This is a genomic window from Lentzea sp. DG1S-22, assembly GCF_036321065.1.
In the GTDB taxonomy this organism is placed as follows: Bacteria; Actinomycetota; Actinomycetes; order Mycobacteriales; family Pseudonocardiaceae; genus Lentzea; species Lentzea jiangxiensis.
Genome location: NZ_CP143276.1, coordinates 8,275,649 through 8,298,681, shown reverse-complemented (window position 1 = coordinate 8,298,681; position 23,033 = coordinate 8,275,649). Strand labels below are relative to the sequence as shown.

At 69.8% G+C, this 23,033-nt stretch carries 20 protein-coding genes; 5 read left to right on the top strand and 15 right to left on the bottom strand.

Annotated elements, in window-relative coordinates; translation table 11 throughout:
• The first annotated feature begins 5 nt into the window (after nucleotides 1-5).
• The gene (locus V1227_RS39580; protein ID WP_329790187.1) at nucleotides 6-2,351 is read left to right on the top strand and encodes an ATP-binding protein; all 2,346 of its coding nucleotides are present in this window, start codon (nucleotides 6-8) and stop codon (nucleotides 2,349-2,351) included.
• Here V1227_RS39580 and V1227_RS39575 read toward each other — a convergent pair.
• Complete coding sequence (locus tag V1227_RS39575) at nucleotides 2,317-2,919, bottom strand: DUF305 domain-containing protein (protein ID WP_329790186.1); 603 nt, start codon at nucleotides 2,917-2,919, stop codon at nucleotides 2,317-2,319. The two genes, V1227_RS39580 and V1227_RS39575, sit on opposite strands and share 35 nt — an antisense overlap.
• Nucleotides 2,920-3,319: 400 nt before the next feature.
• Here V1227_RS39575 and V1227_RS39570 point away from each other — a divergent pair, with 400 nt between their 5' ends.
• Nucleotides 3,320-4,591, top strand: a complete 1,272-nt coding sequence (locus tag V1227_RS39570) for an LVIVD repeat-containing protein (protein ID WP_329794219.1) — start codon at nucleotides 3,320-3,322, stop codon at nucleotides 4,589-4,591.
• A gap of 15 nt (nucleotides 4,592-4,606) precedes the next feature.
• On the opposite strand, the gene V1227_RS39565 is transcribed toward V1227_RS39570, so the two are convergent.
• The 8 genes from V1227_RS39565 to V1227_RS39530 form a co-directional block, all read right to left on the bottom strand.
• Nucleotides 4,607-5,767 carry an MFS transporter gene (locus V1227_RS39565; protein ID WP_329790185.1) on the bottom strand — a complete coding sequence of 387 codons (1,161 nt, stop codon included), beginning with the start codon at nucleotides 5,765-5,767 and terminating at the stop codon, nucleotides 4,607-4,609.
• Nucleotides 5,768-6,163, bottom strand: coding sequence for a VOC family protein (locus V1227_RS39560; protein WP_090103362.1), 396 nt, complete (start codon nucleotides 6,161-6,163; stop codon nucleotides 5,768-5,770).
• Between the two features lie 54 nt (nucleotides 6,164-6,217).
• Entirely contained in the window at nucleotides 6,218-7,351 is a 1,134-nt protein-coding gene (locus V1227_RS39555; RefSeq protein ID WP_329790184.1) for a low temperature requirement protein A, read from the bottom strand.
• Complete coding sequence (locus V1227_RS39550) at nucleotides 7,348-8,379, bottom strand: ABC transporter ATP-binding protein (protein ID WP_329790183.1); 1,032 nt, start codon at nucleotides 8,377-8,379, stop codon at nucleotides 7,348-7,350. Before V1227_RS39550 ends, V1227_RS39555 begins: the two co-directional genes overlap by 4 nt.
• Nucleotides 8,380-8,385: 6 nt before the next feature.
• Complete coding sequence (locus tag V1227_RS39545) at nucleotides 8,386-9,168, bottom strand: ABC transporter permease (RefSeq protein WP_329790182.1); 783 nt, start codon at nucleotides 9,166-9,168, stop codon at nucleotides 8,386-8,388.
• A complete protein-coding gene (locus V1227_RS39540; RefSeq protein WP_329790181.1) occupies nucleotides 9,156-10,073 on the bottom strand; it encodes an ABC transporter permease in 918 nt (305 codons plus the stop codon). Before V1227_RS39540 ends, V1227_RS39545 begins: the two co-directional genes overlap by 13 nt.
• Nucleotides 10,070-11,191, bottom strand: coding sequence for an ABC transporter substrate-binding protein (locus V1227_RS39535; protein WP_329790180.1), 1,122 nt, complete (start codon nucleotides 11,189-11,191; stop codon nucleotides 10,070-10,072). The genes V1227_RS39540 and V1227_RS39535 overlap by 4 nt, the downstream gene beginning before the upstream one ends.
• An 89-nt stretch (nucleotides 11,192-11,280) precedes the next feature.
• Nucleotides 11,281-11,769 (bottom strand): HAD domain-containing protein, encoded by a 489-nt coding sequence (locus V1227_RS39530; RefSeq protein ID WP_329790179.1) that lies wholly within the window; start codon nucleotides 11,767-11,769, stop codon nucleotides 11,281-11,283.
• Between the two features lie 50 nt (nucleotides 11,770-11,819).
• Between V1227_RS39530 and V1227_RS39525 the strand changes: the two genes are divergently transcribed.
• Nucleotides 11,820-12,221 carry a PPOX class F420-dependent oxidoreductase gene (locus V1227_RS39525; RefSeq protein ID WP_329790178.1) on the top strand — a complete coding sequence of 134 codons (402 nt, stop codon included), beginning with the start codon at nucleotides 11,820-11,822 and terminating at the stop codon, nucleotides 12,219-12,221.
• Here the strand turns inward: V1227_RS39525 and V1227_RS39520 are convergent.
• Both V1227_RS39520 and V1227_RS39515 read right to left on the bottom strand, forming a co-directional pair.
• Nucleotides 12,216-13,139, bottom strand: a complete 924-nt coding sequence (locus tag V1227_RS39520; protein ID WP_329790177.1) for a hypothetical protein — start codon at nucleotides 13,137-13,139, stop codon at nucleotides 12,216-12,218. The two genes, V1227_RS39525 and V1227_RS39520, sit on opposite strands and share 6 nt — an antisense overlap.
• 88 nt (nucleotides 13,140-13,227) lie before the next feature.
• On the bottom strand, nucleotides 13,228-13,800 hold the full coding sequence (locus tag V1227_RS39515; RefSeq protein WP_329790176.1) for a vWA domain-containing protein: 573 nt from the start codon (nucleotides 13,798-13,800) through the stop codon (nucleotides 13,228-13,230).
• A gap of 150 nt (nucleotides 13,801-13,950) precedes the next feature.
• Here V1227_RS39515 and V1227_RS39510 point away from each other — a divergent pair, with 150 nt between their 5' ends.
• On the top strand, nucleotides 13,951-16,839 hold the full coding sequence (locus V1227_RS39510) for an AfsR/SARP family transcriptional regulator (protein ID WP_329790175.1): 2,889 nt from the start codon (nucleotides 13,951-13,953) through the stop codon (nucleotides 16,837-16,839).
• Here V1227_RS39510 and V1227_RS39505 read toward each other — a convergent pair.
• Both V1227_RS39505 and V1227_RS39500 read right to left on the bottom strand, forming a co-directional pair.
• Nucleotides 16,830-18,032: a helix-turn-helix domain-containing protein gene (locus V1227_RS39505; protein ID WP_329790174.1), complete on the bottom strand. Its 1,203-nt coding sequence runs from the start codon at nucleotides 18,030-18,032 to the stop codon at nucleotides 16,830-16,832. The genes V1227_RS39510 and V1227_RS39505 overlap by 10 nt on opposite strands.
• Before the next feature lie 108 nt (nucleotides 18,033-18,140).
• The gene (locus V1227_RS39500; protein WP_329790173.1) at nucleotides 18,141-18,320 is read right to left on the bottom strand and encodes a hypothetical protein; all 180 of its coding nucleotides are present in this window, start codon (nucleotides 18,318-18,320) and stop codon (nucleotides 18,141-18,143) included.
• A 220-nt stretch (nucleotides 18,321-18,540) separates the two neighbouring features.
• On the opposite strand from V1227_RS39500, the gene V1227_RS39495 reads away from it, so the two are divergent.
• Nucleotides 18,541-19,188 carry a hypothetical protein gene (locus tag V1227_RS39495; RefSeq protein WP_329790172.1) on the top strand — a complete coding sequence of 216 codons (648 nt, stop codon included), beginning with the start codon at nucleotides 18,541-18,543 and terminating at the stop codon, nucleotides 19,186-19,188.
• A 42-nt stretch (nucleotides 19,189-19,230) separates the two neighbouring features.
• Here the strand turns inward: V1227_RS39495 and V1227_RS39490 are convergent, their stop codons facing one another.
• Nucleotides 19,231-22,419, bottom strand: coding sequence for an ATP-binding protein (locus tag V1227_RS39490; RefSeq protein ID WP_329790171.1), 3,189 nt, complete (start codon nucleotides 22,417-22,419; stop codon nucleotides 19,231-19,233).
• On the bottom strand, nucleotides 22,416-22,985 hold the full coding sequence (locus tag V1227_RS39485; RefSeq protein WP_329790170.1) for a hypothetical protein: 570 nt from the start codon (nucleotides 22,983-22,985) through the stop codon (nucleotides 22,416-22,418). Before V1227_RS39485 ends, V1227_RS39490 begins: the two co-directional genes overlap by 4 nt.
• Between the last annotated feature and the right edge of the window lie 48 nt (nucleotides 22,986-23,033).

Here is a 23,033-nt window from a genome sequence, read left to right as displayed (position 1 = left end):
CCCGCGTGGGGGACGTCCGCTTCCTGGTGCTCGGCCCGCTCGCGGCCGAGGTGGGCGGCAGGCCGATCGCGCTGCCCGCAGGCCGGGGCAGGGACCTGCTGGCGATCCTCGTCGCCCGCGCGAACGAGGTCGTCCCGCTGCACGAGCTGGGCGACACCCGCGCCCTGCGCACCGCCATCAGCAGACTGCGGCGCGCGCTGGGCGGGGTGGACCTGATCCGCACCCACGAGAGCGGCTACCTCGCGCACGTCACCGACTCCGACCTGCTCGACTTCCGCTCGCTGCGCGCCCAGAGCCGGTACGCCGAGGCCCTCGCGCTCTGGCGCGGAGACCCGTTCGAGGGCATCGACGTGGTCCGGGCGGTCGCGGAAGACCTCAGCCGCGAACGCCGGGCCGTCGAAGCGCTCGTCCCGGTGCCGCGCCAGATCCCCGCCCCGCCGGCCCAGTTCGCCGGTCGTGACCGCGAACTGGCCGCGCTGCGCCACTGCGGCCCGGTCACCCTGCTCAGCGGTGTCGGCGGCGCCGGCAAGACCACCCTCGCGCTGCGGTGGGCGAACGAGACCCACTTCCCCGCCGGGCAGCTGCACGTGAACCTGCGCGGTTTCGACCCCACGGCACCCGCACGGCCCGAGGAGACCATCCGGAGCTTCCTCGGCGCACTCGGCGTGCCACCGGAGAACCTGCCCGCGGACACCCACGAACAGGCGCGGCTGTACCGGAGGTTGTTGCGCGGCAAGAACATGCTGCTCCTGCTCGACAACGCCCGCGACGCCGACCAGGTCCGCCCGCTGCTGCCGGACGACCCGGCCTGCCGCGTCGTCATCACCAGCCGCAACCGCATGGACGACCTCGACGGCATCACGAGAGTGCGCATCGACGTGATGGACCAGTCGGAGGCGCAAGAGGTTCTCGCCCACCGCATCGGCGCCCGCGCCACCTCCGAGCCCGAGGCGCTCTCCCGGCTCGCCGCACGCTGCGGCGGACTCCCCCTCGCCCTCGCGATCGTGGCCGCCCGCGCCCACCCGCAGCACTCGCTCACGGCGCTGGCCGACGACTTCGCGGACGACGACGTGCTCGACTTCCTCGACACCGGCGAGGAGACGACGAGCGTCCGCTCGGTGTTCGACTGGTCCTACCAACGCCTTTCGCCTGCGGCGCAACGCCTCTTCCGACTGCTGGGTGTCCACCCCGGACCGGACGTGTCGGCGGCGGCCGCCAGGAGCCTCGCGGGCACGACGCCCGCGCTCGCCGAGCTCGTCGCCGCCAACCTGGTCACCGAGGCCGGCGACCGCTTCGTCCTGCACGACCTGGTCCGCGCACACGCCCGCGACCTGGTCGGTGAAGCCGAAGGCCGCGAGGCGTTGCGGCGGCTGCTCGACCACTACCTGCACAGCGGCGCCACGGCCGCCGTCGAGCTGCACCGGTTCCTCACCTCGGTCGACACCGGCGTGCCCGCCGGCGGAGTCGTCGCCGAAACCGTGCACGGCCACGAAGGGGCACGGCGGTGGTTCGAGGCCGAGGTCGACGTGGTGACCACGCTGTGCGAGCTCGCGGTGGTGACGGGGTTCGACCGGCACGCCTGGCAGCTCATCTGGTGCGTGAGCAACTTCATGGACATCACCGGCCGCTGGCACCGCTCGGCGGTTCTGCTGCACGGCGCGCTGGAGCCGGCGCGACGCCTGCGGGACGAGCGGGCCCAGGCGCTGCTGCACCAGTTGCTCGCCCACGTCGAACACCGGCTCGACGACCTGGCCGCCGCCGAGTCGCACCTCATCGAGGCGATGCGCCTCAACGAACGCACGGGCAACCTCGACGGGCAGATCCGCGTGCACCGCAACTACGCGTTCTACCGGGAGACCAAGGGCGATCTGGTGGGCGCGCTGCACCACGCCGAACGTGCCGTCGAGCTGAGCGCACGCGCGGGCGACGTCTCCGGTCTGGGCGGCTCGATGAACCAGGTCGGCTGGTACGTCGGCAGGCTCGGCGACCGGGCGAAGGCCCTCGACCACTGCCGCGCGGCGCTGCCGTTGCTGCGCGAGTGCGGCGACCGGCTCGGCGAGGCGAGCACCCTCGACAGCATCGCCTACAACCTGCACCACGTCGGCGACTTCGCCGGCGCGATCGCGCACTACCGCGAGTCGCTGGAGGTGTTCACCGCCATCGGCGAAGAGCTGGAGATCGCCACCACGCTCGTGAACCTCGGCGACACCCACGCCGCGACCGGCGAGACCCGCGAAGCGCGGCAGGCGTGGGAGCAGGCGCTCGAGATCTGCGAACGCCTGGGCCACGCCGACGCCGCGAAGGCCCGCGCCCGGCTCACAGGGTCGCCAGCAGCGCCTTCATCCGGTTGATCTCGTCGGACTGCGTGGCCACCACGTCGTCCGCCATCTCCTCGACCTGGACGTTGGTGCCCGCCCCGCGCACGTCCGTCGCCATCTTGATCGCACCCTCGTGGTGTTTGACCATCAGCTCCAGGAACATCCGGTCGAAGTCCTTGCCCCGCGCCGCGCCGAGGGCGTTGAGCTGGTCCTGGGTGGCCATGCCCGGCATCGACGAGTGGTCGCCGTGCGTGCCGATCGCGTTGAACGTGCGCTGCCACTGCTTCATGGCGCCGATCTCGGGTTCCTGGCTGAACCGGATGCGGTCCGCGAGGCCCTTCACGGTCGCGTTCTCGGCGCGGTCGGGCGCGAACCTGGTCATCGCGAGCGCCTGCTCGTGGTGGGCGATCATCATCGCCACGTACTGGCGGTCGGCGTCGTTCGGCGGCGGCGCGACCCTGGCGCTCACGTCCGAGGGCGCGACGGTCGGCGCCGACCCCCCGGGTGTGTCCGGTGCGATGACCGGAGCCGCGGCGGGCTCCGACGAACAGCCTGCCAGCAGGGCGAACGCCGCCACGACGACCAGAACCGGAGAGCGCATGCCCGGACAATACAGTTCGCCCGCCCGCGAACGGGCACTCCCGGGCACGACCCGGTCGAACAGGTGATCGACTCCGTTGTCCGGTCTCCCTCGTGCGGACAAAGTTCAGATCCCTCCGAAAGATGCTGGCCCTTAGCAAGGCGAAGGGGTCATACTCCCCTCCACCAACCCGTACCGAGGGGGTACAGCAGTGACTTCACGCGCAACGACCCGGCGGCGCAGAGCGCCGTTGGCGGTTCTGGGGGCGCTCGCGCTGACGCTGTCGACGTTGACCGCGCCCGCGCTCGCCGAGCCCGACCTGCCCGCCGACGGCAAGGGGCTGACCGAGGCACAGCTCGAAGCGCAGGCGGAAGCGGTCGACGGTCTCCCCGGCGCCGACGAGATCTCGCGCAGCCGCAACATGGTCCCGGTCGCGCACCTGGACAAGCAGGCTCCGCTCAGCTCGACGCAGACCGACATCGCGTTCCAGGACAACTACGCGTTCGTCGGCAACTACGACGGCTTCGTCATCTACGACATCCGCAACCCGAAGAAGCCGACGATCAAGTCGCAGGTCCTGTGCCCGGGCTCGCAGAACGACATCTCGGTGTACGGGAACCTGCTGTTCCTGTCGACCGACTCGTCGCGCAGCGACAACTCGTGCACCAGCGTGTCCCAGTCCGCGACGATCAAGGAGTCGTGGGAGGGCATCAAGGTCTTCGACATCAGCGACAAGGCCGCCCCCAAGTACGTCGCGGCCGTCGAGACCGCCTGCGGCTCGCACACCCACACGCTGGTCCCGGGCAAGAACAAGAAGGACGTGTACCTCTACGTCTCGTCGTACTCGCCCAACGCCACGTTCCCGGACTGCCAGCCGCCGCACGACAAGATCTCGATCGTCAAGGTCCCGGTGAAGAACCCGGCCCAGGCCTCGCTGCTCAAGGCGCCCGTGGTGTTCCCGGACGGTGGCAACCAGGGCCGCACCGGCACCATCGAGACCGGCTACGTCAGCGCGACCTCCGGTTGCCACGACATCACCGTGTACCCGCAGATCGACCTCGCGGCCGGCGCCTGCATGGGTGACGGCGTCCTGTGGGACATCTCCGACCGGGAGAACCTGGTCGAGATCAACCGCGTGCAGGACGACGCGAACTTCGCGTTCTGGCACTCGGCCACCTTCAACAACAACGGCGCCAAGGTCGTCTTCACCGACGAGCTCGGTGGCGGTGGCGCCGCGACCTGCAACGAGAAGATCGGTCCGACGCGCGGTGCCAACGGCATCTACGACATCGTGGGCAAGGGCAAGGACCGCAAGCTGGTGTTCAAGTCCTACTACAAGATCCCGCGCATGCAGGGCGACACGGAGAACTGCGTCGCGCACAACGGTTCGCTGATCCCGGTGCCCGGCAAGGACATCATGGTGCAGTCCTGGTACCAGGGCGGCATCTCGGTGTGGGACTTCACCAACTCGAACAAGCCGCGTGAGATCGGCTTCTTCGAGCGTGGCGCGATGCCGAACGGCGTGACCGGCGGCACGTGGTCGACCTACTGGTACAACGGCTACATCTACTCCTCGGAGATGGGCCGCGGCTTCGACGTCATCGACATGCGCGACCCGCGCACGTTCGTCGCGAAGCTGTTCCGCACGGACGAGCTGAACGTGCAGACCCAGGGCAACTTCTACCGCGGGTAGGAGTTCCCACCCAGATCAGCGCGGCTGCCGGCGTTCGGCAGCCGCGCTGATCGCTGTCAGGACCAGGGTGACGGCGACGCCGCCGAACACCGCCCAGACCGGCGAGCCGACGTCCATCGCCCACGCGGCGACGACCGCCGTGAGGCCGTAGCCCGCGCCGGTCACCGCGTACATCATCGAGAACCCTGCCGCGTGCGCGCCGATCGGGAGCCGTTCGCGCAGCGCGAGGCTCCGGGTCACCAGCACACCGGACTGGAACAGCCCGGCCGCGAGCAGCGCGCCCGCGATGCCCGGCAGGTTCGGGAAGAGCGCCAGCGCGCCGACGCAGGTCGCCGTCACGACGAGCAGCACCAGCCCCTGCGTGCGGAACGTGCCGGGCCACGGCTTGAGCCCGTACAGCACCGCGCCCAGCGCGCTGCACGCCGCGAACCCGGTGAGCAGCGGCCCGGTCCAGCCGATGCCGATCCCCCGGTGCTCCAGCAACGCGGGCAGCACCAGCTCCGCCACCGCGAGCTGCGCCAGAGCCGCCGCGCTGACGAGGTAGATCGGCCACGCCGACGCGACCACGCGCACCTTCGCCGTGCCGGACCGCGACGTCACGTGCCCGCGCGGCAGGATGAACACGAGCCACGCCGCCACGACGACGAGGCTGACCGACACCACGACCGGCGCGCGGTGGTCGACGCTCAACGCCAGCACGGTGACCAGTGCGGGCGCCACCGCCCACACCACCTGCGTGATCATGGCGTCGAAGCCCATCGCCTTGGGCACCAGGGAGTCCGGCACCAGTCCGAGCAGCATCGCCCGCAGCCCGCCGGGCGTCGTCGACGGACCGGCGCCCGCGACGAACGCCGCGATCGCCAGCACCGTCACGTTCTGGGTCAGCGCCAGCGTCGTGAACGCCGCCGCCCCGACGACCAGCCCGACCGAGAGCTGCCCGCGCATCCGGGACGGGTCGAGGAACAACCCGAGCAGCGCGGCGCCGAGGACCTCCCCCAGCACGTAGACCGCGACGAGCGACGCCGCCAGCACGTACCCGCCGGGCAGTCCCCTGGTCAGGAACACCATCATCAGCGGCGTCATCGACATCGGCAGCTTCGCGGCGACCGTCACCACGGCGCACGCCAGCACGTCCCGGTTCGCGAGGTCGCGGTACCCGGCAGCGGAGATCGTCATCTACTCGCCCAGCTCCTCGAACAGCGTCAGCTGCAGCCCGGCGGGCGCTCGCAGCCTGGCGTTGAGCGAGTTCCACGGCGTGCGCGTGGGTTCCGCGACCACCTCGGCCCCGGCCGCCTCCAGCGTGCGGGTCACCCCTTCGGCGTCGGTCACCTCGAACGCCACGCGGATGTGCCCGGCGACGCGCCTGCCCACCTCGACGGAGTCGATGAACTCGGCGTGCGGCGGATCGGTGATCTCGAGCGTGGCCCGGCCGGCCTCGAGGATCGTGACCCGGCCGCCCTCGGACGCGAACGCCGCCCGTTGCTCGAGGCCGAGGACGTCTCGGTAGAAACGCAGGGCTTCTTCGTAGTCGTCGGCGGTGACGACCAGGCGGAGCTCACGGACACCGGTCATGGTGACGATCATTTCACCCCTCGTGCCGGAACGAGGAGAAGACGCGGAACTGCCTCAGACCTCGACGCGCTGAGGCGCTCCCCGCACCAGCCGGGTCGCGACGACCAGCACCAGCACGATCCCCGCCGTCACGTGGATCGGCGCCGGCCCGAACGTCGCCGCCAGCACCGCCACCGCCCCGAGCGGCAGCAGGTACCTGCGCGGGCCGTCCTGCCCGGGGCAGTCCTGCACGTACCAGACGAACAGGAAGAACACCGCCAGCGGCACCGTCGTGAACGCCGCGACCGTCGTCCCCGGCGCGTGCGAGAGGTGCAGGTCGTGGTCCACCGACGCGGCGAGGCCCGCGCCGAGCGCCGCGATCGAGCCGAGGATGAAGAGGTGCGCGTAGCCCCAGAGGAACGCCTTCCTCAGGTTGTGCAGGTGGGTCGGCGCCTCGAAGTAGATCCACCACACCGAGAAGACGATGACGAGCGACGCCGCGGCGAGCGAGATCAGGTTGACGCCGGTGTCGAAGCCCTTCTGGAACGCGAGCGTCGCCGCGAGGATCGACTCGCCGAGCACGATCAGGGTGAACAGGCCGTGCCGTTCGGCGATGTGGTGCGGGTGCCACGTCGTCGCGCCCGACCGCTCGGCCCAGGCCGGCACCAGCAGCTCACCGATCATGAAGAGCACCCACAGCGGGATCTGCAGGGCGGGCGGCACGACCAGCACCCACAACACCCAGACGACCTGCATGAAGGCGATGCCACCGGCGTACCGGCGGGTGCAGGTCCTGTGCTCCGGGTTGTCCCGCGACGCCCGCAGCCAGTGCGCGACCATCGCGAGCCGGATGACGACGTAGCCGCCGACGACGATGCGGTAGTCCTGGCGTTCGAAGACGGCCGGGATGCCCGACGCGACCACGAGCACGCCGGCGATCTGGACCATCGTGAGGATCCGGTACAGCGTGTCGTCGTTGTCGAACGCGCTGGAGAACCACGTGAAGTTGAGCCACGGCAGCCAGAGGACGAAGAACGCCATGCAGAACGCCATCAGCCCGGCACCGGCGTGGTCCTCGGTGACGGCGTGGTGCAGCGAGGCGGCGGCCTGGGCGACCGCCACCACGAAGCTCAGGTCGAACAGCAGCTCCAACGGCGTCGCGACCCGGTGGGTCTCCGCCGTGTCGCGCGCGAGGAGCTTCCTGATCATCCCGGCACCACCATGATCCTCGACTCGCTGAGGTCCAGTGCGACCCGCGTGCCCGGCTGGTACGCGGAGGCGGCGTTGGACGGCTGGTCGACGCGCAGCACCTGGTCGCCGACCCTGACCGAGATCCGCGTGACCGGCCCGAGGAACGACTGGGTCAGCACGTCGCCCACGATCTTGCCACCGGCGTCCCCGTCGTGCCCGGACACCCCGATGTCCTCCGGCCGCACGATGACGCGGACGTCGCTGCCGGACGGCTGGTCGTGCTCGGCGGGCACCGTGACGCCGTTGATGACGACGGTCTGGCCCTCCGCCCTGGCCTCCACCGAGTTCGTGACGCCGACGAACTGCGCCACGAACGCCGTCGCCGGCTGCCGGTAGACCGCGGACGGGGTGTCGAGCTGCTCCAGCCTGCCGTGCGACATGACGCCGACCCGGTCCGAGACGGCGAGCGCCTCCTCCTGGTCGTGCGTGACGAACAACGTCGTCATGCCCAGCTCGGTCTGGATGCGGCGGATCTCGTCCCGCAGCGCCACGCGCACCTTGGCGTCCAGCGCGGACAGGGGCTCGTCGAGCAGCAGCACGCGCGGCTGGATCGCGAGTGCGCGCGCCAGTGCGATGCGTTGCTGCTGACCGCCCGACATCTGGTGCGGGTACCGGCCGCCGAGGTGGGAGAGGCCGACGAGTTCGAGCAGTTCTCCCGTGCGCTTCGTGTCGGCCTTGCGCATCTTGAGGCCGAACGCGACGTTCTGCGCCGCCGTCATGTTCGGGAAGAGGCTGTAGGCCTGGAAGACCATGCCCATGTCCCGCTTGTTGGCCGGGACCTTCGTGATGTCCCTGCCGCCCACCGCGACCGTGCCGGAGTCGGCGGTCTCGAAGCCCGCGACGATGCGCAGCGCCGTCGTCTTGCCGCAGCCCGACGGCCCGAGCAGGCTGACGAGCTCGCCCTCCGCCAGGTCGAGGTCGAGCCCGTCCAGCGCGATGTTGCCGCCGAAGGACTTGCGCAGCCCCTTGAGTTCCAGATGACCCATGTGTTGTTACTCCTCGACCACGGTCTGACGGCGCCGCTGGCCGACATAGGAGAGTGCGAACAGGAGGACGAACGCGAATACCAGGCACAGCAGCGACACCGCGATCGAGACGCCCGCGTTGCGCTTGCCGAGCAGGTTGACCTGGACCTGCAGCGTGTCGAAGTTGAGCAGCGACGCGATGGTGAACTCCCCGAGCACCAACGCCACGCTCAGCAGCGAAGCACCGATGAGTGCCACGCGGATGTTCGGCACCACGACCTTCCACAGCACCGTGAGCCACGACGCCCCGAGGCTGCGCGCTGCTTCGGCGAGCGTCTTCAGGTCGATCGCGGCGAGTCCGGCGTCGATCGCGCGGTACGCGAACGGCAGGACGAGGATCGTGTACGCGAACGTGAGCGTCAGCGCCGAGTCGCCGAGGAAGTAGTTCACCCACGCGTAGAGCGGCGCCATGCCGACCACGAGCACGATCGCGGGGATCGCGAGCGGCAGCAGGCACAGGAACTCCACGAGCCGCTGCAACTTCGGGAGCCGCAACCGGATCCACGCCATCGTCGGCACGAGCAGCACCAGCATCAGCACCGCGCTCGTGACCGACAGCAGCAGCGAGTTGACGAGCGCCTCCATGAGGCCTTCGTCGTCGACGATCGACGTCCACGACTCGAGGCTGCGGGTCTCGTTCCTGCCGCGCGTCGAGAACTCCGCCATCGCGATCAGCGGCAGGACGAAGTAGACGCCGAGGACCAGCAGGACGACCGTGCGCAGGACGCGTTGCCTGACTAGCGAACCCACTTGGCCACCCTTCGCTGCAGCAGCACGTTGACGCCCATCGCGATGCTGACGACGACCACCATGCCGAGGCCCAGCGCCTTGCCGAGGTTCTCCTGCCCCAGCACGACCTCGCCGGTGAGGAAGCCGCGGATCTGCAGCGGCACGATCGGGCTGCCCTGCGAGACGAGGGCGGCGGCCGTGGCGTAGGCGCTGAAGGCGTTGGCGAACAACAACAGCAGCGCACCGAGGAACGGCGGCGTGAGGATCGGTCCGCCGACGTGGCGCCAGTAGGTCCAGCTCGTGCCGCCGAGGCTCGCGTTCGCCTCGCGCCACTGCGGCCGCAGCCCGTCCAGCGCCGGCAGGAACACGATGACCATCAACGGGATCTGGAAGAACGTGTAGACGAGCGTCAGGCCGGGCAGCTCGAACAACCACGCGCTGCTCGCGAACAGGTCGATGCCGGCGTTGTCGCGCAGGAACTTCGTGACGAGACCTTCGAAGCCGACCGTCGCGAGGAACGCGAAGGCCAGCGGCACGCCACCGAACTGGGCGAGCACACCGCTGCCCGCGACGACGACCCGGCGCAGCATGCCGTCGGGGTTGCCGACCGCGATGGCCCACGTGAGCAGCGCGCCGAAGACCGCGCCGATCAGCGCCGTGAGCGCGGAGAGCTCGATGCTGCGCACGAAGGCGTCGAAGACGACGCCCGTGAACAGGGTCTCGAGGTTGGCGAGGGTGAACGCGCCGTTCGAGTCCTGGAACGCCCCGGCCAGCACGAGGACCGTCGGGTAGACGAGGAAGGTGCCGGCGAACGCGAGGAACGGCACCGCGACGAGCCAGGCGGCCGCAGACGGCCGACCGGCGGCCCCACCCTTGACCTCGGTGGAACCGCCGGGCGTCGTCGCTACTGGAGCGACCGAGGTCATCCGATGGCCTGCGCCCAGGTCGCGGTCAGGACGGCCTTGGCCTTGTCGGCTTGGGCCTGCGTCTGGAACACCTGCTTGCCGTCGGTCTTCGGCAGCTTGTCCTTCGCCGCCTTGTCCGCCTTGTCGCCCATCTTGTCGAGGCGCACCGGGCGGGACATGCCCTGCAGGTACAGGTTCTGACCCTCGTCGGAGTAGAGGAACTCCTGCCACAGGCGCGCGGCCGCGGGGTGCGGCGCGTCCTTGTTGACGGCCTGGTTGTAGTAGCCGCCGATCTGCGCCTCGGCCGGGACGACGACCTTCCAGTCGAGCTTGCCCTTGAGCTTGTCGGTCTGGGCGGCGTTGGTGTAGTCCCAGTCGATGACGACCGGCGTCTGGCCGGACTCGATCGTCGCGGGCGACGGGTCGACCGGCTGGAAGTTGCCGGCCTGCTTGAGCTGCTTGAAGAACTCGACACCGGGCGCGATGTCGTCGGCGGAACCACCGTTGCCGAGCGAGGCCATGACCACGCCCGCGAACGCCGCACCGGCCTCCGTCGGGTTGCCGTTGAGCGCGACCTTGCCCTTGTACTCGGGCTTGAGCAGGTCCTTCACGCTGGTCGGCGCCGGCACCTTCGCGGCGTCGTAGCCGATCGACATGAAGCCGCCGTAGTCGCCGTAGTACAGGCCGTCCGCGTCCTTGAGCTCCGCGGGGATGTCGTCCCACGTGCTGACCTTGTAGGGGGCGAACAGGTCCTTGTTGGCCAGCGCCACGTTCAGCCCGAGGTCGAACACGTCCGGCGCGCGGTCGTTGCCCTTGAGCTGCTTGGCGGCGTTGATCTCCTCCTGGCTCGACGCGTCGGGCTGCGCGGAGTCGACCTCGATCCCGTACTTGGCCTCGAACGCCTCGATGATCTTGCCGTAGTTCGCCCAGTCCGGGGGCAGCGCGATGACGTTGAGCTTGCCCTCCTTCTTGGCGGCCTCGACCAGCTTGTCCACACCGCCGAACTCGCTCGCGGACTTGGCCGTCCCGGCGGCGCCGGTCTGCGCCTCCTTGGCGGGCGGGGCACCGCAGGCGGCCACTGCCAGCACCAACGCGCCGACACCGATGAGTTTCGTGGTGACGTTCCCTCGCTTCAGCACAGGCGGAGGATTCGCGCGCATCGCTTTCGTTGTCAAGCCAGCCGCGCCGGTTGAGACCTTCTCGACTCCAACCGTGAATTCTCGGTGCCCTAAGGGTTGCGGCTGAATGCTTCCCGGGCCTCGTCCAGGTGCCGCGCCGAGATCCCGGTCCTCGGATCGACGTGGATGAGCGCGGTGGTCAGGTGCCGTCGCTTGTGGACGAACTCCTCCCGGCGCGCCGGGTGCAGCCCGAAGTCGTCGTCGAACCAGACGAGCGGCCGTTCGTAGGCGTACCGGGCGACAGCGGGGTACTTCCAGCCGTGCGCGTCGTGGAACTCGACCACCTCGAGCGGCGGCAACCCCAGCCGCGGCCCGATCTCGGCGTTCGCGCGGTGCAGCCAGCTCGACGCCCAGGCCAGCTCGGCACCGGTCTCCTCCGCCAGGAGTCTCAGCTGCTCACCGTGCCCGGGATCGAGCCAGACGCGCAACCTGCGCCGCCACCCGACCTTGATGTCGAACGGCCGGTAGTTCGCCGGCTTCGGACTACCCGCCCAGGGGTTGAGCGGGCCGTCGACGTCGAGCAGGACAAGTGGGCGCACCACACCAGCATCCCTGGTCGAATCCGCGGGCGGCTGTTCGTATAGACGGCATGTTCACCTACGAAGAGCTTGCCTACCTGCGCTCCCAGCCCCTGGCCCGCCTCGCCACGGTCGACGAGGACGGCCAGCCCGACGTCGTGCCCGTGGCGTTCGAGTACGACGGCACCCACTTCTGGGTCGGCGGCGCGGGCGAGCAGGTCCTGCGCACCCGCAAGTTCCGCAACATCACCGCGGGCCGCCGCAAGGTGTCGCTGGTGATCGACGACCTGCCGTCGCTCACCCCCTTCGTGGCCCGCGCGATCCGCGTCTACGGCACGGCGGACGACCCGGTCGAGCGGGTGGGGCTCGTCGGGCCCGGCCTCTACTGCCGGATCACGCCGACGCGGGCCTGGGCGTGGAACATGGCGGGCGAGCCGGCGGGCGAGACCTGGTACGAGCCCCGCAGGTCATGACGCCCGCCGTGCCGAGCAGACGGCCGACCCTCCCCACCTCACGCCGTAGAGCAGGCCGGGCAGCAGCCGCCGGAACCTCAGGTGGACCTCCCCCGCCCGGTCCACAGCCTGCTGCATCCCGGCAGGCTCCACGTCGGAGCGCTGCAGCACGCCGTCGAACGTCCGCACGAACCGCCTGCGGTCGTGTTCGAACCTCACCCGCAGGTCGAACAGCTCGCAGGGCCGTTCGGGCACGTGCAGCACACACGGGTGCATGGCCTCGCGGTTCGGCAACCGGTAGCGGACGGTGAAGTCGTGGGTGTCACCGCGCCTCAGCGGCTCGGCCGGGACGAGCGTGAAACCCGGACGGTCCACGCGGTTCTCCAACGTCCCTCCGTACAGCAGATGCACGTCGACGTCCCGCCGGCGCACCGGGAACACCGACGTGAAATCCAGCGAGTCCACCCCGTCCTGGTCGACCACGACCTGGTGGCGCTCCAGCACCTCCGGCTGCCCCTGGTCCAGCACCACGGCGACGCTGAGCTCCGCGGTGTGCCAGCCGCCGTCCACCCGGCTGGTGGTCGTGGCCGCCAGCTCGGCGAGCTGCTCGACCGCCTCGTCGACGCGGCGGCGGACCGTGCGGGAGTCGCGGTCGATCTCCGCCGCGACCCAGCTGACCCTCTCCTGGTAGAGCGGGTGCCGGACCTCGGGGATGAGGCCGAACGCGGCCCGCGCCGCGAGCTGGAGGTCCTCCGGGAGCTGCTCGACCAGCTCGGTGAGCCTCACGACCAGCTTCTGCCGGGCGGCTCCCGGCCCGTCGGCCCTCGTGATCCCGCAGGCGACGGCGATCCCGGCGCCGATCTTGTCCACGATCCGTCCCGTGTGCACGCCCCGTCCCTTTCGGAGGGTCTTCAGTTCCCGGACCAGGTCCGTCGTCATCTCGCGGTCTCCTCCCTCGCTCGCTCACGTGCGGCGCAGGAAGGTTGCGGCGGGCATGTGGACGAGAAGTGGACACGCCGTGGATCGGTCACACGTGCTCCGGTCTCAGCGCGGTCCGCGCCACCGACGAGGCGAGCGCGACCCCCAGGCGCACGCCGTCCCGGCCCAGGAAGACCCGCGACGTGCCGATGCGGTCGAGCGCCCTCTGGTCGACGGCCCCGACCCCGAACGCGACCATCTCGGGACACGACGTCGTGGCGGTGAGACGTGCCAGCGCGGCGGGCCACGCCTGGTCGGTCGCCCTGCCGTCGGAGACGAAGAAGAGGACCGGACGGCGGACCGGGATGCGCTGCGCCTTCAGGCCTTCGACATCGCTCTCGATCGTGGTGCGCACGAAGGTGAACGCGGAGCCGAAGTCGGAGCCGGGTTCCAGGCGCGGCCTGATCACCGCGGCCGGGTCGAGCGCGGGCCGCAACGGCCGCACGACCGCCGGGCTCTCCGCGAAGACGACCACGCAGAGCCGAACCTGCGCGGCCGGCCGCCGATCCGCGTGCACCACACCGCGGAACTCGCGCACACCCGCGTTCACCTCGTCGATGTGGCCGCTCATCGACAACGACACGTCGCACACCAGGTAGCACGGCAACACGTCCGGAACCATCCGTCTCCCCCTCAGCACCCGACCGCCACGGGAGCCACCGTTACCGGATCGCGTTGATCAAACGTGGACAAAAAGCTGATTCGCTGACACACCAACGGCGCCATGTACGACATTCCATCCGGATGGAGGCTCGGACACCTAGGAGGACGCGTGGAGTTCCGGATGCTGGGTCCGCTGGAAGCGTGGCACGGGGAGACCTCCGTGCCCCTGGGTGACCTGCAGCAACGGTTCATCCTCGTCGTGCTCCTGCTGAACGCGAACAAACCCGTGTCAGCGGAACGGATCACCGAGGTGGTGTGGCCGGACCAGCCGGAACGCAGAACGCTGGTCCGCGGCTACATCAACAAGTTGCGCAAGGCGTTCGAGCCGACCGGCACCTCGATCGAGACGACGGCGACCGGGTACGTGCTGCGCGTCGAGGAAGACGACATCGACATCGTCCGCTTCGACCGGCTGCGTGGGGAGGCCGCCCAAGCCCAGCAGGACAACGACCAGCGCAAAGCCATCGATCGGCTGCGCGAGGCGGTGGCGCTGTGGCGCGGCCGGTTCCTGGAGGACATCGACATCGACAGGGTCGGCGGCGCCGACGTCTTCATCCCCGACGAGACCTATCACGACGCGCTGGGCGACCTGGCGGAACTGGAGCTGGTCACGGGCGACCACAGGTCGGCCAGGGACCGGATGCGTCGCGCGGTCCGCACCTCTCCGGACAACCAGAAGTACGCGGAGTTCCTGATGCGGGCGTTGATCGCGGATGGCGACCAGGCCGGCGCGATCAGGGCGTTCGACACCGCGGCCCAAGCTCTGGCCGAGTCCGGCATCGAGCCCGGAACGGTGCTGCGCAACCTCGCGGAACGCGCGCGGCGCGGTGAACCGGTCAGCTCGCTGCCGTCACGTCCCGGCGGGTTCACCGGCCGTTCCGAGGAACTCGCCAAGGTCGAGGCGGCCGCCGCCGGCTCCGACGAACGCCGCGCGGTGTGGATCAGCGGTGCCCACGGCACCGGCAAGACCGGTCTGGCCGTGGAGGCCGCACACCGCCTGCGCCACCGGTTCCCGGACGGCCAGCTCATGGTGCGGCTCAACGGTTTCACGCCGAACGTGGCGCCGATGTCCGTGTCGGACGCCCTGACCCAGCTGCTCACCGAGCTGGGCGTGCCCGCCGAGCAGATCCCGGACACGGTGGGCCGCAAGGCGACGCTCTACCAAACCCGCCTCTACGGCACGAAAACGCTGGTGGTGCTGGACAACGCGGCGTCTCCGGACCAGGTCCGGCCGTTGCTGCCGGAGACCCCCGACTGCTTCGCCGTCGTGACGAGCAGGAGGATGGGCGAGCCGGACATCACCGAGCACGTCCGGCTCGCGCCGATGCCACCCGCCGACGCGTCGGCACTGTTCCAGCGGCTCACCGGGCAGGCCCGCGTGCGCGGCAGGACGGCGGACGTCGCGGGACTGGTCAAGCGCTGCGGGTACCTCCCGGTGTCGATCACCATCGCGGCGGCGTTGCTGCGCAAGCACGACCGGTGGTCGCTCGACCACCTGCTCGGCCGGATGGACGACAGCGGGGCGTGGCGGGAGGACGGAGCGGCCATCCACGCCTCCTACCGCGAGCTCGACGTCCACCAGCAACGGGTCTTCCGGTTGTTCGGGCACCTGCCGGGACCTGACGTCGACGTCGTCGGCGCGGCGGCGCTCATCGGAAGCGACGTCGCCACCGCGCGCAAACTCCTCGACGACCTGCACGAGGTCTGCCTGCTCGAAGAGGTCGCACCGGACCGCTACCAGATGCTCAACTCCATCAAGGAGTACACCGCTCTCGAACCGCGGGACTTGGACGCGGTCACGCGTCTGCTGGACTTCTACCTGGTGACGCTGGCGAACGCGGTGAGCGTCGCCTACCCGTTCGACCGCACCGTCCACCCACCGGTGGACCGTGAGAGCCCGCTCAGCCGCACGTTCACCAGCCAGGACCCGGCGCTGGCGTGGATCACAGCCGAGCGCGACAACCTGATGGCCGCCATCCGGCAGGCCGAGCCGGACCACGCGTGGCGGCTGGCGGCGTTGATCTGGCGGCACTTCAACACCGCGAACCGGTTCGACGACTGGATCGACGCCGTGAAGTCCGTGCGGGTGGACGACGACTTCGGCCGAGCGCACCTGCTGTCCCGGCTCTCCACCGCGAACGACCGGCGCGGCCGGCACGCCGAGGCACTCGACCTGGCAGAACAGGCGTTGGCGCTCTTCACCCGCCTGGGCGATGTCCCCGGCGAAGCCGCGGCCCTGTGCGCGATCGCCGTGTCCACGATGCAACTCGGGGCGCACGGCGAAGCGGCACGCCACTACGAGGCGGCGTTGACGAAGTACGAGCAGGTCGGGGACCTGCGCGGCCAAGGCCACGCGCTGAGCCTGCTCGGCTACCTCAACGAGCAGCACGGCAGGTATGCCGTCGCCGTGCGGCAGCACGAAGCCTCCGCCCGGATCCTGCGGGAGATCGGGCACCTGCAGGGACTCGCTCACGCGCTCAACAACCTCGGCGCGAACCGGCAGCACCTCGGGATGATCGACGAGGCCATCCCCGACCACCTGGAGGCGCACGAGATCGCGCTCGAGCTCGGTGATTCCTGCGTGGCGGCCTACGCGTTGACCAACATCGCCGACGCGCACCGGCTCGCGGGCAGGATTCCCGAAGCGGTGCACCACCACGACCTGGCGGCGAGGGCGGCCACCGGGCTGGCGGACGCGGAACTCCAGGCGAGGCTCTTCCGCGACCGGGCCGCCACGGAGACCGACCGCGGTGACCTGCGTGCGGCGTTGCGGCTCTACCAGTCGTTGCTGGACGTGGCCGGCGGCACCGGCAACCGCACGCACGAGTCGTACGGTGAGATCGGTGCCGCACGCACGATGCACGCCCTGGGCAGGCACGCGGACGCTGTGCCGCACTGGGACGCGGCGGAGGCCGTGTACCGCGAACTCGACCAGCCCGAAGCCGACGAGGTGCGGCTCGAGCGTGCGGTGCTGACCTGCGCGTGCGGTCAGCGGTGAGCCAGCAGCCGCTTCAGGTCGGGGTAGACCTCGCGCACCGCACCGTGGTTGTGCCACCTGCCCAGGGTTCTGGCGAGCTGGCGCAGGTCCGTGCGGACCGTCGCGGAGTCGACGTGCGCCACGTCGTCCAGCGTCTGCGCGAGCGTCCGGCAGCTCTCGTCGACCTCGCCCGACAACGCGTGGGCGAGCGACCGCCGGGTGCCGAACCGGGCCCGGCTGCGGCGTGACGTGGCCGGCACCAGGGCGAGTTGCCCGTCCAGCACCTCGGCTGCTCGAGCGTTGCGTCCGAGATCGGCGAGCGACCAGCCCCTGGCCAGTTCCAGCGGATCCGGGGCGCTCGACCCGAGCGCGGGGTAGGGGCTGTCGGGCGGAAGGGACTCCATCCGCTGTGCGGCGAGGTCGAAAGCCCGTTCCGCGGCACCGCGGTCTCCCGCGAGCGCGTGTCCCTGCGCCTCACGCCGTGCGGCCAGGGCGAGGACGCGAGAACCCGCCTGTCCGATCCACTGCGCCTGCTGGGCGAGGTTGACCGTGGCGGCCGCGTCCTGGCGGTAGAGCGCGAGACCCGCTTCCCGCACGAACGCGTAGCTCGCGATGTCCGCGTCGCCCGCCGCGCGCGCGAGCTCGGAGGAGTGCCTGGTCCACCACAGCGCCCCCTGCTCGTCGCCCGCCTCCTGGCACATCCAGCCGGTGTACTCGGCGATGCGCGCGGCGAGCCGGAGCAGCCGGATGCCCACCGGGCCGGTGTTCTCCCTGGCCATGCCGTGCACCGTGTGCTGCAGCGCTTGCAACGGTTCGAGGACCACCTGGGGACTGGTGCGCAGACCGAGTCCTCTCAGCTGTTCGAACGAGGAGCGCATGCCGGCGATCACGTGCTCGTCCGGAACCGGCCGCCGTCCGCTGCCGGTGAGCGCGCCGACGCCGAGCATCGTTCCGGCCACGAGCACCTGGCGCCGACCGAGCGCCTGGCTGTCGCGGGAGGACGGTCCGATGTGCATGGCCGCCTCGACCAACCGGCCACCGACGTCCAGCACGCCGTCGCAGAGCCGGGCCACCGTGGGTGTCGGCGGTTTGAGATCGTTCTCGATCTTGCTGAGATAACCCTTGCTGTAGTGGATCAGCTTGGCCAGCTGTCCCATCGACAGTCCTGCCGCGACGCGATGTGCGCGCAGCAACTCACCAAAAGTTTCGGCCACGATTTGCCTCCCGCTCCGGCGTGATCCGAGTACACCACCACCAACCGTTGCACCGCAATCGCCCCGGCCGTTTCCGAGAAATGGCCGGGGCGCGCATTCGCGGCTAGCTCACCCGTGCCACGGGTTGCCGCCGCCCTGCTGGTTTTCCGTGGTCGTGGTCGTGGTGGGAGGCGGCGGCGGGGTGTCGTCGGCGTTCGCAACGACACCGCCGGAAACGGAAGCGGCGACCGCGATCGCGGTCAGCAGAGTGGCGGCACCCGCAGCGAAAGTGGACATGATTTTGGACATGGCGAATCCTCCGAAGGGATCGGATTTGTTTTTCGGATTTCGCCCGCTCTCCGGCGGGCTCCCTTCGAGCATTCGTCTTCGAAAAGCGCGTAACCAGGTGTTTCCCGTTGCCCACCGCGGTGGTCAACACGTCCACTCCTCATCCACTTCTGGTCAACACCGGACGTGGATGCTGCGCGCACCCGGCCGCCGGCCGGGGAGTCGCAACAGGGAGGTTGGAGTGACCGAATCCGCGAGCTACGACATCGCCGTGTCGTTCACCGAGGAACAGCGCGCCGTGGTGGACGAGGTGGTCGAGGCGTGCCGCCAGCGCGGCCTGACCGTGCTGGAGAGCAACGACCTCCCCGAGGCGGAGGTGCGCTTCCTCGTGCCGTTCGTGTCCGGTGAGGACGAGGTGAGGACGAACGACGAGCACGTGCTGCCGGTGCTGACCGGCGAGAACGCCACGTCCTCAGCACACCTGCGCGCGGACGAGCACCTCGTCGACACCCTGGTCGCGCGCGTCGAGGCCGCCGAGACCGCAGGACGTGGCCGGGTTCCCGTCGCCGACCTCGTGACCGCGCTCAAGCAGCCGGAGCCGGAACCCGAGGTCGCTGTTCAGGACAACAACCCCCTGCGCACCCTGGCCGAGCAGTTCGCCGCCGCGTCGCCGGCACTCGCCAAGCGCGGCCTCGCCGGCACGATGCACCTCGGCGACACCACGGTCGCGGTGCGCGTCGAGCGCGCGGAGGACGCGGTCTACGCCGTGGAGGTGCGCAACGACGGCGTCAACGACGACATCGTGAACTTCGTCGTCATCGGCGGCGCGACCGACCAGTTCTCCACGCTGTGGCACCGCATCGAGGACATGCTGACCGCGACCGCGTGACGCGAAAAGGGCGGTGTCCCCTTCGGGGGGCACCGCCCTTTCTCACTGCTTGGCCCGTTCGACCACTTCCTCCAGCCGCAGCGGACTCGGAGGGTGGTGGCTCAGGCACATCGGCGCCAGCATCCGCCGGAAGCCGAAGGTGTCCCCGGTGACGTAGAACTGCCCGCGTTGCAGCCGCGAGATGTCCGCGACCGAGCTCCCCTTGGCACGAGCCATCTCCGTCGCCGCCGCGATCTGCGCGGGACTGTTCAACCGCCCGAAGAACTGCGTGGTGGCGTTGCCGGTGATCTGGTTGTGCACACCCTTGGGCGCCTGCGTGGCGAGCACCAACCCGAGCCCGTACTTCCGAGCCTGCGAGGCCAGCAGGATCGTCGTCTGGGTGCTGGCCGTGACCCCTCCGGACGGAGCGATCGTCTGAGCCTCGTCCATCACCATCAGCCCGCCGAGCGGCCGATCCACCGCCGGGTTCCGCTTGATCCAGGCGAACACCTCCAGCTGCAACTGGCTGATGAACCCCTGCCGCTGCTCGTCCGACGGCAACCCGATGAAGTTGATCACCGAGATCCGCGCCTTCTTCCCCGCGGACGGCTGGAGCAGCACACCGGGATCGGTCGGCTCGCCCTGCCCGCCGAGCAACGGGTCGTTGACCATGGCCGCCCGCAGCGTCTCGGCGAGATCCGCGGCCGTGGCCGCCGCCGAGTTCAACCCGCTGACCCCCTCCGGCAACTCGGCCAGCAGATCGACGAACCCACCGAGATCTCGCCGATCGCTGTGCGCATAGTGCTTCAGCGCCTCCTTGAGCACAGCCCGCCCTCTCACGGCGAACTTCGTCTCGTTGGCAATCCGCGCATGGGGCACCAGCCGGGCGACCGCGGCCTCGACGGCGGCGACGAACTCGTCCTCGTCCCCCCGCACCTCGGCGAAATCGGGCAACGGGTGGAACACCAGCGGCCGCCCACCGGCCCTCCCGGGCGTCCACACGACGACCTCGGTGCCGGCCAAGTACTCGGCAGCCGCCTCCCGATCACCCGGCCGCCACTCCCCCGGCGGCTCGGGCCAGGCGTCCCCGAGCCGCGCCAGGTCGTTGTTGGGATCCAGCACGATCGCCGAAACCCCTTGCAACGCACACTCTTCGACGATCCGGCGCAGCAACACGGTCTTGCCGCTACCCGACCCGGCGAAGACGATCGCGTGCTTGCGCAACGACTCCAGCGCGATCCGGATCTCCCCGTCCATCCCGAGCACGATCTCGCCCTCTTGCGCGCCCTGCCGCTGTCTTCCCTGATGCGGCTGCGGCACCTCAGGCAGCGAAGGCGGTTCCGGCATCTGCACAGGGTTCGGTTCTGGCCCTCGTCGGGGCGGTTCAAGCTTCCGCCGCGGCGGAGGACGCGTCTCCTGCCGTCCTCCCCTCGGGGTGGTGCGCGTCGGATCGGGCATGATTTGCCGCAGGAACGTGGTGCTGCTGGCGGGTTTGCGTGCGGCGAGCCACGCGAACAGCTGGTAGCTCTGGGTGGACCACATCTCTTTGAGCGCGCCGAAGGTGCGTAGGTCGTCATCGGAGACGTCGATGCTCCTGCCGCCGCTGCGTTCGAACTCCGCGACCTCGCCGCGGGTCTTCGCGCCGGTCCACCCCTTGGCGCCGTTGCGGATGAGGATCAAGTGGCGGCCCCGCACGTTCTCCGCCGCGGCACGGGCGTCCCGGAGCCTGCGCAGCACGCGGTTGCCGTGGCTGCTGGCGATAAGACGGAACACCCAGCGTTCCTCGACGTCCTTTTCCTCGTCCACGGTGTGGCGGAGTCCGGCGTGCAGGCTGTTGTCGTCCAGCTGGGGTTCCGGGTGCCAGGTGAGGTCGTCGTTGCCGATCTCGGTGACCCAGGACCTCAAGCCTGCCAGCAGCAGTGCCGGCATGACCTCGTCCTCGTTGTGCGGCTTGACGTCGGCGGCCGCGAGGCCCGCCTCCGCGCGCAGCCGCGCGAACTCGGCGTCGAGCTCGGCAAGGTCGTCGAACTCCTGCTCCGCGGTCACCGCGGGGACGCTCTGCACCGCTTCCTCACGAGGCTGCTGCTTCTCGTCGAACGACCGCAGTTCCCTGATCTCACCGTGGAAGCAGCTCTCGGCATGTGCGTGGATCCGCTTGAGCAGCTCGCGTGGAGTCATCGGCTGCCAGGAATCGAACGCTTCCGCGGCAACGGGCCAGGTCGGATGCGGTGGAATGATCCCCTTGCGCTGGTAGATCGTCCCCAGCCACTTCTCCACGAGCGTGCGTGCGATCCCGCCGTCCATGATCGCGGAGAGGATCGGGGTGGTGGAGAAGCGGTCACCCACGGTGTCGCTCGCGATCGATCCGAGTTTCACCCACGTGTTCGGCAGGCAGGCCACGATCGTCAACGTTCGCCTCGTGGTCTCGCGGAGCTGCATCAACCCGTCCGAGATGAGTGCGATCTCCTGCGTCAACTCGCTGTTTGACGTGTCGTCGTCGAAGGCGTCCTGGCTCTTGTTCACCAGTGTGTCCAGCTGGTCGACCGCGATCACGCACGGCCCCGTCATCGCGAGGATGCGCGAGATGTCCCGCACGAGCGTCTGCGGACGCTTCGGCTTGACCGGGAGGCCCCAGTGGCGGCGCTCGTCCTGCAACTCGTCGAGGCCCTCGAGGTAGGAACGGCCGATGTCCGCGTGTTCGGAGGCGTAGAGCACGAGAGCTTTGATCGTGTCACCGCACTCGACGGCGATCCGTCCGTCCACCTGGCGCAGTCCGTTGAGCAGCGCACGAAGATCGTCCGGGATCAGCGGAGCCTCACCCAGAACCGCGCGCGTGACCTCTACCGACGAGGCGGCTCGTTCGCATAGCTGCTTCAACAGCACCGTCAGCTGGAATACACCGTCATCGTTGGCCCTGAGCAGTTCGCTGCGCATCGCGTCCGCGACATCGTCCCAGAACATCTGGCCGGACGTGAGCTCGATCAGGAAGAAGTAGCCCCCTTCTCGCTGCACGACTCGACGTACCGAACCGAGAAGGTGGGTCTTGCCGATGCCCTTGCGTCCCTGCAGCGCAAGTCCGATCGGGCTCGGCCCGGTGCTCGCCTTGGCGTCCGCGATGCCAGTCCTGATGCGGTGCTCCGCCCTGGGGTGCAGACCGTCGACGTGCGAAGGCGAGGTTTGCCAGACGTCATCCGGTGTCTCGGCGGAGTTGAAGCGCAACGCGGCGAGCGCTTCCCGCAGTTGCGCAGTCATGACGATTCCTCGATCGCGATGAGGTGCAAGTCCTCACCGCCGATCCGCACCGCGGCGGCGCGGTCGTCCGCGCTGAGCATCTTCGTGTTCGAGTCCGGTGCCAGGTGGACGGTCCCGGTCTTCAACATCTCCAGCAGCACCTCGTCCACCTGGCTCTTCTCGGCTCCGTTCAACCGGGGGCGGATGCGGGCCAGGCGGATCCACTCCTCCGGCGCGCTGGCCAGGTCGCCGTAGACCGCTCGGATCAGCGACTCCAGGTCCTCAGAGCGGACCGCCTCGACGAGCAGGCCGCGGCGGTGGAGAAACCCGATGACTCGGCGGAGCATCTCGGTGTGCGCCCGAGCCAGCGGTCCGGCATGGGTGGGCGCATCACCGCGGACGAGATCCTTCATGCACCACTCGACACCCTTGTCGGTGATCTCGTGCACAAGCCTGCCGGCCTCCTTCGAGGTCGACATCAGGTCGTCGTCGTTCAGCGGGCCGCGCACCTTCGGCGGCAGCTTGATCTTGAACCGGTCGGTCAACTCCTTGTGCGGGATGGCGCGGTCTTCCAGCATGAGCTGCATCAGTGCCGCTCGTGCCTGAGGGCTGTACGTCTCCGGCATCACGCCGCC